The organism is Sphingobium sp. PNB (genome assembly GCF_019873065.1).
Lineage (GTDB): Bacteria > Pseudomonadota > Alphaproteobacteria > Sphingomonadales > Sphingomonadaceae > Sphingobium > Sphingobium fuliginis.
This window is the reverse complement of sequence record NZ_JAINEZ010000004.1, coordinates 89,241-102,236: the sequence shown is the minus strand read 5'-3', so window position 1 is coordinate 102,236 and position 12,996 is coordinate 89,241. Positions and strand designations below refer to the sequence as shown.

Below are 12,996 nucleotides of genomic sequence, written 5' to 3'. Positions count from 1 at the left end.
GGAACCAGTTTGGAAATATTTTCAGGGCCTTGGCCTGGCGCTGGGTCCGGCGTCCCGATCGGTGCGGAGGCGTGAGGCTGCGCGCCGTTGGCCGTGGGCATTTCGTCGCCGCCACACCCCGCCAGCGCACACAGGACCAGCGGCAGGAATCGTCTCACGCCTTGCCGACCTCATCCCGCCGGAAGCAATCCAACGCATGATCGTTCACCATCCCGATCGCCTGCATCCATGCATAGACGATGGTGGGGCCCACAAATTTGAAGCCGCGCTTCTTGAGATCCCGGGAAATCTCTTCCGAAAGGTCGGTTCTGGCCGGGAAGGTCAGGCCATCGTTCCGGATCGGCTCGCCCCCGACGAAATTCCAGACATAGGCGGAGAAATCCTCGCCCCGTTCCCGCATATCGCAGAAAATCCGCGCGCCCCCGATCGTCGCTTCGATCTTCGCCCGCGCCCGGATGATGCCGGGGTCGCCCATCAAACGTTCGACATCGGCCCCGCCGAAGCGCGCAACCTTGTCCGGATCGAACCCCGCAAAGGCGGCGCGGAACGTCTCCCGCTTGCGCAATATGGTGATCCAGCTGAGGCCCGCCTGAAAGCCCTCCAGCATCAGCGTTTCCCAGAGCATCCGCGGATCGCGTTCCGGAACGCCCCATTCGCTGTCATGATAGGCGCAATAAAGCGGGTCCGATCCAGCCCAACCGCAACGGACCCGCTCCATCGGATCAGACGTCCAGATTGGCGACGTTCAGCGCATTGTCCTGGATGAACTCGCGCCGCGGTTCGACCACATCGCCCATCAGCCGCGTGAAAATCTCGTCGGCAACGTCCGCCTGCTCGACCTCCACCCGCAGCATGGAGCGATTATCGGGGTCCAGCGTGGTTTCCCAAAGCTGTTCCGCATTCATCTCGCCAAGGCCCTTGTACCGCTGGATCGCCAGCCCCTTACGCCCGGCAGCGAGGATCGCCTCCAGCAATTCGCTGGGCCGCGTGACCGCCGTCGAACCCTTGGTCGCGACCGGCAGATCGTCATCCCCCGCCTCCTCGGCGGCGGCGGCCGCCTTGGCCGTGACCAGACGGCTGGCGGTGCGATAGCTGTCCGCCTCCTCGGTTGCGATGGCGTGCAGCTTGCGCGCTTCGGCCGACCCGATGAAGCCCGCCTCGATCATGTGATGGTCGGTGACGCCGCGCCACAGCCGCTCGAAATGGAAGCCGCCCTCCTCCGCGATCCGGCCGGTCCACCTGCCCTCTTCGTCCTGCGCATCCATCCAGCGGACGGTGTTCGTCAACCGTTCGGCCTGCGCGTCATGGCTGAGTTCCGGATCGAGCGCGCCGTTGATCGCCAGCGCTTCGATGATCGCGGGATTGTAGCGGCGCGGCACATAGCGCATCACCGCCCGCATCCGCCGGCCATGCTCGATCAAGTGGCGCAGGTCTTCGCCAGACCGCATGCCGCCGGTCGTTTCCAGCGCCATGGATTCGACGCCATTGTCGACCAGATACTGCTCCAGCGCGGCTTCGTTCTTGAGATACACCTCCGACCGGCCGCGCGTCGCCTTGTAGAGCGGCGGCTGGGCGATAAAGAGATGCCCCGCCTCGATGATCTGCGGCATCTGGCGGTAGAAGAAGGTCAGCAGCAGCGTGCGGATATGCGCGCCGTCGACGTCGGCGTCGGTCATGATGACGATCTTGTGGTAGCGCAGCTTTTCCAGGTTGAAATCGTCGCGGATGCCGGTGCCCATCGCCTGGATCAGCGTGCCGACTTCCTTGGACGACAGCATCCGGTCGAAACGGGCGCGCTCGACGTTCAAAATCTTGCCCTTCAGCGGCAGGATCGCCTGATTGTGCCGGTTGCGCCCCTGCTTGGCCGAACCGCCGGCCGAGTCACCCTCCACCAGGAAGAGTTCGGATTTGGCGGGATCGCGTTCCTGACAGTCGGCCAGCTTGCCGGGCAGCGAGGCGATGTCCATCACCCCCTTGCGCCGGGTGAGTTCGCGCGCCTTCTTCGCGGCTTCGCGGGCGGCGGCGGCGTCGATCACCTTCTGCACGATCATGCGGCCATGCTGGGGATTTTCCTCCAGCCATTCCGCCATCTTGTCGGCCATCAGGCTTTCCAGCGGCTGACGCACTTCGGACGAAACCAGCTTGTCCTTGGTCTGCGAGGAGAATTTGGGATCGGGCAGCTTGACCGACACGATGGCGGTCAGGCCTTCGCGCATATCCTCGCCGGTCAGCGAGACCTTTTCCTTCTTCAACAGGCCGGACTTGTCCGCATAATTGTTGAGCGTCCGGGTCAGCGCAGCGCGGAAGGCGGCAAGGTGGGTGCCGCCGTCCCGTTGCGGGATGTTGTTCGTGAAACAGAGGACATTTTCATAATAGCTGTCGTTCCATTCCAGCGCGACGTCGATGGTGACATCGTCGCGGCTGCCCGAAATCGCGATCGGATCGGGCATCAGCGGCTGCTTGTTGCGGTCCAGCCACTTCACGAAGGCCGCGATGCCGCCCTCGTAGAACAGTTCGATCTCCTTCTTCTCCTCATGCCGCGCATCGATCAGGAACAGCCGCACGCCGGAATTGAGGAAGGCGAGTTCGCGATAGCGATGCTCCAGCTTCTCGAAATCGAATTCGGTGTGGTTCTTGAACGTGCCGCCGTCGCCGGGCACTTTCTCGGTCGAGGGGAGGAAAGTGACCTTCGTCCCTTTCTTGCCCGCGGGCGCGTCCCCGATCACCCTGAGCGGCGCCACCGCGTCGCCATAGGCAAAGCGCATATAATGCTCCTTGCCGTCGCGCCAGATGTTGAGGTCGAGATATTCGCTGAGCGCGTTCACCACGCTGACGCCCACGCCGTGCAGGCCGCCCGACACCTTATAGGCGTTGTCGTCCGACGTGTTCTCGAACTTGCCGCCCGCGTGGAGCTGGGTCATGATGACCTCGGCCGCTGAGACGCCCTCTTCCTTGTGGATGTCGGTGGGGATGCCCCGGCCATTATCCTCCACGCTGACCGATCCGTCGGGATTGAGCGTGATCAGGATGCGGTCGCAATGGCCGGCCAGCGCCTCGTCTATGGCATTGTCGCTGACCTCGAACACCATATGGTGCAGGCCCGAGCCGTCGTCGGTGTCGCCGATATACATGCCGGGCCGCTTCCGCACGGCATCCAGCCCTTTCAGGACCTTGATGCTGTCGGCGCCATAGGCATTGCTGTTGGGGTTGTTCTGACTTTCCTCGCTCATATCCGAGCATATAGGGAAAAGGGCCAGCAAACTAAAGCGAAACATGGCGGCTATCGCCCGCGCCGGGCAGGGTCTATCAGGCGGCTATGCGCATGATCCTGACCCTGGTCCTGATGCTTGCCGCCTGCTCCAAGAGCAGCGACGTGCTGGAGGAACTGCCCAACAGTTCGCTTGCCGGCGCACCGCGGGAGGAGGTGCCGGAAACCCGTCTGGAATCGCGCCTCGTCCGCCCGGTGACCATTGGGGAGGACGGTCCGCGCCTCGACGCCTGCGGCGCCATGGGCCAGGCGGTGCGCGTAGGCGCCGGAGGAGCGGCGGTCCGGGCCGCGCCCTTTTCGGACGCCGGGGAAGTCGCCCGCATGGCGGAGGGCAGCCGCGCGTGGGTCTGCACCCGCAGCCTCGACCAGAAATGGCTGGGCGTCGTTCTGGTCCCCGATCCTCCTGCCGACAATGCCGCGGCCCCGGTGGATTGCGGCGTGTCCGGACCGGTGGATCGCAAGCAGCCCTATGGCGGCCCCTGCCCCAGCGGCTGGGTGTCGAGCGCCGCCATCCGGTTGATCGCGGGTTAGGGGATGCGCCGCCCGCAGGCGGGAGCGGGCGGGCGCGACATCGGCGGTGGTTTTGCTGACGGCAAGGCTGGAGGCTGGCTGCGCTCGCGCCCGCGCCTAACCCCTCCCGCAGGCGGGAGGGGAATGCCTTATGATGGCCGTCGCCACCCGGTCGCTAAATCCCACCCAGATAATCGATCTTGCTCAGCGGCACCCCCGCCTGCCGCAGCAGCGCATAGGCGGTCGAAACATGAAAATAGAAATTGGGCAGCGCAAAGCCCAGCGCATGGCTGCGTCCGGTAAAGCGGAATTCGCCGCGAGGGCCCTTGAGGATCACTTCCGCATCCTCCCGCCCGTCGATCCGCTCGCGAGGCACGGATTCCAGGAAGGCGATGGTCTTGCCGATCCGTTCTTGCAGGTCGGCAAAGCTCTGCTCCGTATCGGGCATGGCAACCGGATCGAGCCCACCGATGCGTGTCACCGCCCCCTTGGCGCTGTCGCTGGCATATTGCACCTGTCCGGTGAGCGGAGCCATGTCCCCGATCAGGCGCGCCTGCGTCAGCGTCAGTGGATCGATGCCCTTTTCTTCCGCATGGGCGGCGCCCTTCTCCAGAATGGCGGAAAGGTTGCGCAGCCCGCGGATGAAGACGGGAACGGTCAGGTCGTACAGGTCGGTCGCCACCAGGCTCTCCTCATGATCGTGAGGCGCCTAGATATGGCGTGGATCGCTACAGTCGATACCCGCGCGAAATAAAAGGACCGGCCGGCGGACTCCATGCCGGCCGGTCAGGGGGCAACCGGATCAGCCAAGCGCGGGGCGTTCGCGCGGGACAATGGTGAAAAAGGGCAAGGCATGGTGCACGATCCACCCGATCGTCGCCGCATAGAGCAGGGTGCCGAGGCCCACCGTGCCGCCCAGCAGCCAGCCGACCGCCAGCACGCCGATCTCGATACCGGTGCGGACCCATTTGACCGGCAATCCGGTCCGGCGGCAGAAGCCCGTCATCAACCCGTCGCGCGGGCCCGGGCCCAATCCCGCGCCGATATAGGCGCCACCCGCAATGCCGTTGAGGACGATCCCCGCCGCCAACCAGGCGAAGCGCATGGCATAGCCCTCCGGCGTGGGCAGGATCATCAGGCTGAGGTCCACCGCCGTGCCGATCACCGCAATGTTGCAGACCGTGCCGATACCGGGCCGCTGACGCAGCGGCCACCAGAGCAACAGCACGATCGCCCCGACCAGATTGACCGTCATGCCGAAACTCAGACCCAGGCGCGGCGCCAATCCCTGGTGCAGCACGTCCCAGGGATCGAGCCCCAGATCGGCGCGCAGCATCAGGGCCATGGAGAAGCCATAAAGGCCAAGACCCCAGAAAAGCTGGAAAAGGCGGCGGTGCATCATCATGGCGGTTGAAATCACCCGAAATGGCCTTTTACAAAATGGCCATTATTGGGTAAGTGGCCTCCTCCCTTTCCGGATTGGAACCTATGGTCATGTCCACTTCCCTGTTGCGGCCGCCTTCCCTGCTTCGCCTGCTGGGCGCCTGGCGCGCCGAAGACAGCGCGGAGCCCGCCTATCGCCAATTGGCGCAGGCGCTGCGGATGCTGGTGCTGGATGGGCGCGTCGGCCTGAACGTCCGCCTGCCCGGGGAACGGGAACTGGCCGCCGCGCTGGGCCTCAGCCGCACGACCATCGCCGCCGCCTTCGACCGGCTGCGCGACGAAGGCTTTCTGGAAAGCCGGCAGGGATCGGGCAGCGTCACCCGCCTGCCGCCCGGCCGGATGGAACAGGCCCTGCCGGAAATCGACATGATCGACGGCGGCAATATCCTGAACTGGACCCATGCCGCATTGCCGGCCGCGCCGGGCGTGGGCCGCGCCTATCAGGTCGCGGTGGAGGCCCTGCCCGCCTTTCTGGGCGAGCTGGGGTACGACCCTTTGGGCCTGCCGCCGCTGCGCCGGGCGATCGCCGCCTATTATGAGCGGCGGGGATGTCCCACCAGTCCGGACCAGATCATCGTCACCAACGGCGCGCAGCAGGGATTTTCGCTGTTGCTCCACTGGCTGGCGGGACCGGGCGACCGGGCGGTGATCGACCATCCCACCTATCACAATGCGATCCAGGCCTTGCAGCGCGCCCATGTCGTGCCGGTGCCTGTCGGCCTGCCCGCGCAGGGATGGGACATCGACGCGATGGAAGCGGCCTTCCGCCAGACCAGTCCGCGCTTCGCCTATATCATCGCGGATTTCCACAATCCGACGGGGCGCAGCATGGACCCGGGCACCCGCCGCGCGCTGGTGGCCGCAGCGACGCGCAGCCATATGCCGCTGATCATCGACGAGACCATGGCGGCGATGGGACTAGACAATATGCCGCCGCCGCCGGTCGCGGTGCATGATCCTTCCGGGCGGCAGGTCATCACCCTAGGTTCGGCCAGCAAGATCTTCTGGGGTGGGCTACGCGTCGGCTGGATTCGCGCCGATCCGCAGACCGTCGCGGCGCTGGGACGGCTGCGCACGACGATGGACATGGCGAGCCCGGTGGTGGAGCAGCTTGCCGTCGCGCATCTGATCGATAGCGATGAAGGGCTTGGCCCGCGGGCGGCGATCCTGCGGGGGCGTCGCGATCATCTGCTGGGGCTGATCGAACGACACCTGCCGCACTGGCGTGCCGAATCCCCTGCCGGCGGCCTGTCGCTCTGGGCGGAACTGCCGCGCGGCGAGGCGACGGCGCTGGCCGCCATTGCCGAGAGTCATGGCGTGCGTGTCGCGCCTGGGCCGCGCTTCGGCGTGAGCGGGGCATTCGAGCGCTTCCTCCGCCTGCCCTTCACCTTATCGGAGGAGCAACTGACCGCTGGCGTCGAGCGGTTGGCGGAAGCCGATGCGCGGCTTCACGCCCGCATGCCTCGCGGCCGCGATTCCCTGGCGGCGGCGTTGGAGGCGGATCGGTTGATCTGAACGCTGGCGGATATGGTCATGAACTGCCATCGGCGCGGCATGCTCCTGCGGAGGAATCCGCAGGAGACAAGTGGCTTGCGAGAGTAAGGTGCGGCCTTTGGATGGCCCGCCCTTACCGCCGTCACCGGCCCGACAGGCCATCGATGGCGGCCCAGCCGGAAGCGCCGATTGCCTTCAGCATATGCCGATGCGCCGCGTTCACCCCGCCCAGGGCGATTACCGGCATCGGGGCGAGCCGGGCCAGGGCGGCGAAGCCCGCTCGCCCCAATATGGGTGAACCGGGGTGCGAGCGCGTCGGGAAGAGTGGCGAGAGCAGGACGATATTTGCCCCACAGCGCACGGCTTCCGCCATCTCCGGCCCATCATGCACCGGCCTGCTGTGGAGCAGCGCCTTTCCTGCCCGCCGCCGATCACGTCCGTGCCAGCCATCGGCACGCCAGGCCTGCGCCTGTGCCGCCGTGCCGCCCAGCATCAGCACCAGCCGCCGCCTTCGGGCAATCCGGGCGATCCGATCGAACAGGGCGCGCCGCTCCGCCGCGGCCGTGCGATAGTGCCGGAATATGACTCCCGCCTTCCCCTTGGGCAGACGGGCGACAGCAGCCAGCAGGGCGGGCTCCCCGATGCGTTCGTCGGTCATCAACCAGATCGTCGGCAATTTTTTGCGGTGGCGGCGTTGCATGGCCATCGCCTATAGCAGCCGCCATGACGACCGACAGCATCGAAGCCGCAGACCGGCTGGCCGCGAACCGATTGGCCGAGATACACGACGCCATGGGCCGCGCCGCCCGCCTTACCGGCCGCACCGCCGACGACATCACCCTGATCGCCGTGTCGAAGACGCAGGCGGCGGACGCCATCCGCCCGTTGATCGCGGCAGGCCAGCGGGTCTTCGGGGAAAATCGCGTGCAGGAAGCGGAAAGCAAATGGCCTGCCCTGCGGGAGGAGCATGAGGGCCTTCAACTGCACCTCGTCGGTCAGCTCCAGTCGAACAAGGCCGCCGACGCGGTCACCCTGTTCGATGTCATCCATTCGCTCGACCGGCCGTCTATGCTGACGGCGCTGGCCAAGGCCATGGACGCGGCGGACAGGCGGGTGCCCTGCTTCGTGCAGGTCAATATCGGTGCGGAAGCGCAAAAGGGCGGTTGTCCGATTGCCGACGTGCCCGCGTTGATCCGATCGGCCCGGGACGCGGATATTCCGCTGCTGGGCCTGATGTGCGTGCCGCCGGCCGACATCGAACCCGCGCCCTTCTTCGCGCTGCTCGCCAAGATGGCGCGGGAGGAGGGGATGGAACAGCTCTCCATGGGCATGTCGGGGGATTATGAAACCGCGATCATGCTGGGCGCGACGCACATCCGCGTCGGCACGGCCCTGTTCGGGGAGCGCCCTGCCGCTCGCCCGGCACCGGGGAGCGGCAGGGGCATGATCAGAAACTCCCGCGAAGGGTGACGCCGTAGGTGCGGGGATCGCCCAGATAGGCGGAGATCAACTGGTTCGCCATCGGTGCGCCCAGGGCGAACTGGCCGGTGGTCGAGGTGGACGGGCTGCTCGACTGTAGCGGGCTGCTGAAGGCGACTTGGCTATAGTCCTGGTTGAAGATGTTCTGGCCCCAGAATTCAACCGCCCAACGCTGCTGCGGCCCGCGAATGCCGACACGGGCATTGAACACCGCATAGCCGTCCTGCCGCTTTTCGGGGAACAGGTCCGATCCGGTGTTGAAGTCGCTGCTCATGCGCCCGTCGACATAGAAAAGCGCCGACAGGCCGTTGGAGCCGAGCGAAGGCGTCCAGGACGCGCTGACCGTCGTCACGACTTCCGGCGCCTGGGAGTTGATCGAACCCGGCAGCAGGAACAGCGCCGGATCGAGCGGCACCGTTCCGTCGCCGCTGCCGACCAGGCGGTTGGCGAATTTGGCGCGGGCATAGGTGAAGCCCCCCGCGACGCGCACGTTCCGCACCGGGGTTGCCGACAGTTCCAGTTCCACGCCCTGGCTGATCAGGCCGGGTCCCACATCGCCGCCTGCGCAGGTCCGCGCCGCCGTCAGCGCGCCGTCGCAGCCATTGATGTTCTGGACGACGAAGCTGGTGCCGTTGAAGGTGTTCAACTGGAAATTCTTGAACTCCTGCCGGAAGGCGGCGATGTTGGCGCTCCATTTGGGCTGGGTATATTTCAGGCCCACTTCGAACGCATCGACCTTTTCAGCGGCGAAGCGCAGACTGGTGACGTCGGCATTGGTGCGCGGCGCGAACACGGCCGGCACCGCGTTCAGGCCCGTCGATCCGAGCTGAAAGCGGTCGAGATTGTAGCCGCCCGCCTTATAACCCTTCGAATAGCTGCCATAGACCAGCAGTTCGTCGATCGGCTTCCATGACAGGACGGCGGTGCCGGAAAACTCCCCATCGCTGATCTTGTCATTGAGGTCGAGCGCGTTCAGCCCGGTCGATCCGTTGCCGAGACAGCCCAGGGTCAGGATGCCGCCTGCCAGGGCCGCCGCGCTGCCGAGCTGCGCATTGGTCGCGATGGCGGGCAGGCTGGAGGCCTGCAAGGCCGCGCAGGTGGCGTTGTTATTGTTGAGGTCCGCCGAGAAACGCTTGCTCTCATGGGTGTAGCGAAGACCCAGCGTCAGATCGAGCTGCTTCGCGATATGGATGATATTATGGGTGAACAACGCCCAATTCTCGCTCTTCTGATGGTAGAGCGAGGCAATGTCGCCGGTGCCCGAAGGGATCGCCGCCAGCGCGCGGAGACCATTGCCCAGGCCGGTCGAAATCGCCCCGGCCTGCAAGGCTGGAACGCCGGCAAGGACGAGACCGCCGTTGAGCTGCGCCTGCGTGCCGGCGATCAGCGCCTGCGTCGCAAGCCCGCTGCCGCAAGCGGCAAGCTGCGCCGCCGTCAAATTGCTGTTGACGCCTGCCCCCGCCATCAGGCGGCAGGCGGCAAAGCGGCCATAGTCCGCGCCGAAGACGATATTATCCTCCAACGTCAGCTTCTCATGCGCATAATAGCCGCCGACCAGCCAGTCGAGCACATCGTTGAAGGCCGATCCCTGCGCCCTGAGTTCCTGGGTGAAGGTCCTGAACTGGCGATAGGTGTTGGGATCGCGGTAGAGCAGGTCGGCCCCGCTATAGTCGTAATCGCCATAGTCCTGGCTCTTGTAATCGCGATAGGCGGTTATGCTGGTCAGCTTGGCGCCGCCCAGATCATAATTGATCTCGCCCGAAACGCCCCAATCCTTGAGCTTGCTCACATAATTCCGGCCCGCCGTGATGGTGAGGTCGCGGTCATAGGGATCGGCGGCAAAGACGCTGCCCTGCCCCGCCAGAATGGCGGCGATCCGGTTGAAGGGCGCCGTGCTGTAGCCCCCGCCGGCGACCGGACGGCGTTCCCGCGTCTCCATATAGGCGGCGCCGCAGCAGCTTTCGTCGCGATGGGTATAATCCCCGATGAGGCGGATGGAGAGCGCGTCGTTCGGCTCGAACAACGCCTGCCCGCGCAGGAAATAGCGGTCGCGGTCATTGGTTTCCCCGACCTTGGCGCCGCTGGCGTTCACCAGATCGTAGAAGCCGTCGCGCCTGGACCAGACGCCATCCAGGCTCAGCGCCAGCTGATCGCTGATCGGCCCGGTGATGCGGCCGGCAAGGCGCCAATAATCATAATTGCCGTAAGTGATCTCCGCCTTGCCCGCGAGCTTGAACTCGGGCGCCTTGCTGATGATGTTGATGAGGCCGGCGGAGGCGTTGCGCCCGAACAGCGTGCCCTGGGGACCGCGCAGCACCTCGACCCGCTCGATCTCACCCAGTTCGTTGAGGCCGGCGCCGGTGCGCGAGCGATAGACGCCGTCGATGAACACCGCGACCGAGCTTTCCAGCCCCGGATTGTCGCCCACCGTGCCGATGCCGCGGATGCGGGCAGAGGCATTGGCCTCTGTCCCCGTGGAGGACAGCAGCAGCGAAGGGGCGAGCTGGTTGAGCGCGCGAATATCCGTCGCGCCGCTATTCTGCATCGCCTGCGCCGTCACGGCGGACACGGCGATCGGCACGTCCGACAGCGGGCTCGCGCGCCGGGTCGCGGTGACGATGATGTTGACGCTTTCCGGATCGACCGCGGTTCCACCGTCCTGCGCCCATGCGACCGGAACGCTGCTGCCCAATGCAACGGCACCGGCAGAAATCAGCCAAAGGCTCTTCTTCATGATGATGCTCCCTCTCCTTATCCGCGCGGCTTTGCGTCGCGTCGAATTATTGTCGAACTATGCTGCCACAGCAGGATGAAGGCAAGATATGCCTGCTTTTCAGAGGCTTTGATCCCCCATGGTGACCGGATTCTCATGCACTGTCACTTAAAGGAGACAGCTTAAATTCCGGTTTCCGTTACGTCCGCCTAAGCAATGGGAAAACGCAGCAGCCGGCCGGCGACCGGCACCAGGGCGGCCGCGCCCGATCCCATCACCCGGCGAATCTCGCCATGACCGGCATCGAGACCGCCCGTCAGGGCGCCAAGGGCGGGCAGAATCAATTTGGTCCGCGATCCGACGAAGCAGCGCCGCGACACATGGCGTCCGCGCACGGACAGGCGGAACTTGGGGTGGAAATGCCCTGATATTTCCGGCCGGGGGTCGGCAGGGTCCGCCTCATGCCGCAGCCAGATGCCGTCCACCTGCATGTCCGTGCGACGCGTGCCGCCGGGCGTCCGCGCCATGCCGGCATCGTGATTGCCGGTGATCCAGACCCAGTCTAGCCTGTCCGTCAACACGGCCAGTCTTGCCCGCGCCGCCGGATCGAGCCGGGCCGCGCCATCGGCATCATGAAAACTGTCGCCCAGCGACCAGACGGCCCGCGCGCCCGTCCGTTCCACCAGCATCTCGATCATGTCCAGCGTCGCCTGGCTGTCATGGGGCGGCAGGAACTGCCCGGATCGGGCGAACCAGCTTGCCTTTTCGAAATGCAGGTCGGCCACCAGCAGGGCGGAGCGCGCCGGCCAGAACAGCGCAGCCTCCGCCAACGCCAGAAAATCATGACCCGCGAACGAAAGGGGAACCATGGCCTGCCTATGCCCCCTTGCCCCGCCGCTTTCAAGAGGGCAGCGAAGCGGCTATGGGCGCTGCCATGGAATCCGCTTTCACCATTGCCGCGCTTTACCGTTTCGCGGCCTTCACCGATCCGGAGGCGATTGCCCGCGATTTGCGCCTGCTCTGCGCCGACCTTGGCACCTGCGGCACGCTGATCGTCGCCGGGGAGGGGATCAACGGCACGGTCGCGGGGAGCGAGAGGGCGATTGCGGCGCTGGTCTCGCATATCCGGGCATATCCGGGCTGCGCCGATCTCGACGTCAAATATGCCCATGGCGACAGCCCGCCCTTCGCCCGGATGAAGGTGAAGGTGAAGGCGGAGATCGTGACCCTGGGCGCGGGCGATCTCGACCCGGCGCATCAGGCAGGCAGGCATCTCGATCCGGTGGAATGGAACGCCCTGATAGCCGATCCGGACACGGTCGTGATCGACACGCGCAACGCCTATGAAGTGTCGGTGGGCAGCTTCGAAGGGGCGATCGATCCCGGCACCCGCTCCTTCCGCGATTTCCCGGCCTGGTTCGACGATTTTGCCGAAAAGCTGCGCGAGGAGGGCCGCACGCCGCGCATCGCCATGTTCTGCACCGGCGGCATAAGATGCGAGAAATCGACCGCGCTGGTCAGGGCCCGCGGTTTTGAGGAGGTCTATCATCTGCGCGGCGGCATCCTGCGCTATCTGGAGGAAATGCCCGAAGAGGACAGCCTTTGGCAGGGCGACTGCTATGTGTTCGACGAGCGTGTGGCGGTGGGCCATGGGCTGAAGGCGGGCGATTATGTCACCTGCCGGGCCTGCGGCTTGCCGCATGTGCGGGACGCCGCGCATGATTGCGCGGCGGACGGGTCGGGCGTCTGGCCGCACAGGAACCAGGGCTGAAGGATCAGGGCATAGCGTGACCCCGCCTTCGCAGGAGCAGCTTGCGCTTCATCTGGCCGGCGTTTCGACCAGTTCCGCTATCTCGAACGCATAGCGTTTCCAGCCGCGCATCCGCGCGCCTTCTTCCGCCGCCGTCCGCTTCCTCTTCGCCTCGGCCAGCGAGCGGCTGTGGCCCCAGAAAACCTCCGTCCTGCCGTTCTCCAGTATCGCGACGATGCGCCAATAATGAGTGAAGGCGTCCGCCGTGGGCCCGATGGTCTTCACACATCCGTCCGGCATCGTCGCCGTCAGATAGCGCTTCTTCCTGCCCATGGGCCT

The 12,996-nt window shown here is 65.6% G+C and carries 12 protein-coding genes; 4 read left to right on the top strand and 8 right to left on the bottom strand.

The window, feature by feature from the left end; translation table 11 throughout:
- Window positions 1–154: 154 nt before the first annotated feature.
- Together K7W03_RS02810 and gyrB are read right to left on the bottom strand one after the other, a co-directional pair.
- Window positions 155–718: a DNA-3-methyladenine glycosylase I gene (locus K7W03_RS02810; RefSeq protein ID WP_140042760.1), complete on the bottom strand. Its 564-nt coding sequence runs from the start codon at window positions 716–718 to the stop codon at window positions 155–157.
- Between the two features lie 4 nt (window positions 719–722).
- On the bottom strand, window positions 723–3,230 hold the full coding sequence (gyrB, locus tag K7W03_RS02805; protein WP_099185548.1) for a DNA topoisomerase (ATP-hydrolyzing) subunit B: 2,508 nt from the start codon (window positions 3,228–3,230) through the stop codon (window positions 723–725).
- Between the two features lie 86 nt (window positions 3,231–3,316).
- Between gyrB and K7W03_RS02800 the strand changes: the two genes are divergently transcribed.
- Window positions 3,317–3,799, top strand: a complete 483-nt coding sequence (locus K7W03_RS02800; RefSeq protein ID WP_061934371.1) for a hypothetical protein — start codon at window positions 3,317–3,319, stop codon at window positions 3,797–3,799.
- Between the two features lie 154 nt (window positions 3,800–3,953).
- Here the strand turns inward: K7W03_RS02800 and K7W03_RS02795 are convergent, their stop codons facing one another.
- Both K7W03_RS02795 and K7W03_RS02790 read right to left on the bottom strand, forming a co-directional pair.
- The gene (locus K7W03_RS02795; protein ID WP_025549636.1) at window positions 3,954–4,460 is read right to left on the bottom strand and encodes a DUF1993 family protein; all 507 of its coding nucleotides are present in this window, start codon (window positions 4,458–4,460) and stop codon (window positions 3,954–3,956) included.
- A gap of 120 nt (window positions 4,461–4,580) precedes the next feature.
- Complete coding sequence (locus tag K7W03_RS02790) at window positions 4,581–5,183, bottom strand: YczE/YyaS/YitT family protein (protein WP_025549635.1); 603 nt, start codon at window positions 5,181–5,183, stop codon at window positions 4,581–4,583.
- Window positions 5,184–5,272: 89 nt separating this feature from the next.
- Here K7W03_RS02790 and K7W03_RS02785 point away from each other — a divergent pair, with 89 nt between their 5' ends.
- A complete protein-coding gene (locus tag K7W03_RS02785; RefSeq protein ID WP_044662856.1) occupies window positions 5,273–6,736 on the top strand; it encodes a PLP-dependent aminotransferase family protein in 1,464 nt (487 codons plus the stop codon).
- A gap of 121 nt (window positions 6,737–6,857) precedes the next feature.
- Here the strand turns inward: K7W03_RS02785 and K7W03_RS02780 are convergent, their stop codons facing one another.
- On the bottom strand, window positions 6,858–7,421 hold the full coding sequence (locus tag K7W03_RS02780) for a thiamine phosphate synthase (protein WP_222885500.1): 564 nt from the start codon (window positions 7,419–7,421) through the stop codon (window positions 6,858–6,860).
- 17 nt (window positions 7,422–7,438) lie between these two features.
- On the opposite strand from K7W03_RS02780, the gene K7W03_RS02775 reads away from it, so the two are divergent.
- On the top strand, window positions 7,439–8,185 hold the full coding sequence (locus tag K7W03_RS02775) for a YggS family pyridoxal phosphate-dependent enzyme (protein ID WP_222885499.1): 747 nt from the start codon (window positions 7,439–7,441) through the stop codon (window positions 8,183–8,185).
- Here K7W03_RS02775 and K7W03_RS02770 read toward each other — a convergent pair.
- Together K7W03_RS02770 and pdeM are read right to left on the bottom strand one after the other, a co-directional pair.
- Window positions 8,163–10,928 carry a TonB-dependent receptor gene (locus K7W03_RS02770; RefSeq protein ID WP_222885498.1) on the bottom strand — a complete coding sequence of 922 codons (2,766 nt, stop codon included), beginning with the start codon at window positions 10,926–10,928 and terminating at the stop codon, window positions 8,163–8,165. The two genes, K7W03_RS02775 and K7W03_RS02770, sit on opposite strands and share 23 nt — an antisense overlap.
- Window positions 10,929–11,116: 188 nt before the next feature.
- Window positions 11,117–11,776: a ligase-associated DNA damage response endonuclease PdeM gene (pdeM, locus tag K7W03_RS02765; protein ID WP_048577546.1), complete on the bottom strand. Its 660-nt coding sequence runs from the start codon at window positions 11,774–11,776 to the stop codon at window positions 11,117–11,119.
- Between the two features lie 53 nt (window positions 11,777–11,829).
- Between pdeM and K7W03_RS02760 the strand changes: the two genes are divergently transcribed.
- A complete protein-coding gene (locus tag K7W03_RS02760) occupies window positions 11,830–12,678 on the top strand; it encodes a rhodanese-related sulfurtransferase (protein WP_222885497.1) in 849 nt (282 codons plus the stop codon).
- Window positions 12,679–12,726: 48 nt separating this feature from the next.
- Here the strand turns inward: K7W03_RS02760 and K7W03_RS02755 are convergent, their stop codons facing one another.
- Window positions 12,727–12,990 carry a hypothetical protein gene (locus tag K7W03_RS02755; RefSeq protein ID WP_222885496.1) on the bottom strand — a complete coding sequence of 88 codons (264 nt, stop codon included), beginning with the start codon at window positions 12,988–12,990 and terminating at the stop codon, window positions 12,727–12,729.
- Window positions 12,991–12,996 lie beyond the last annotated feature (6 nt).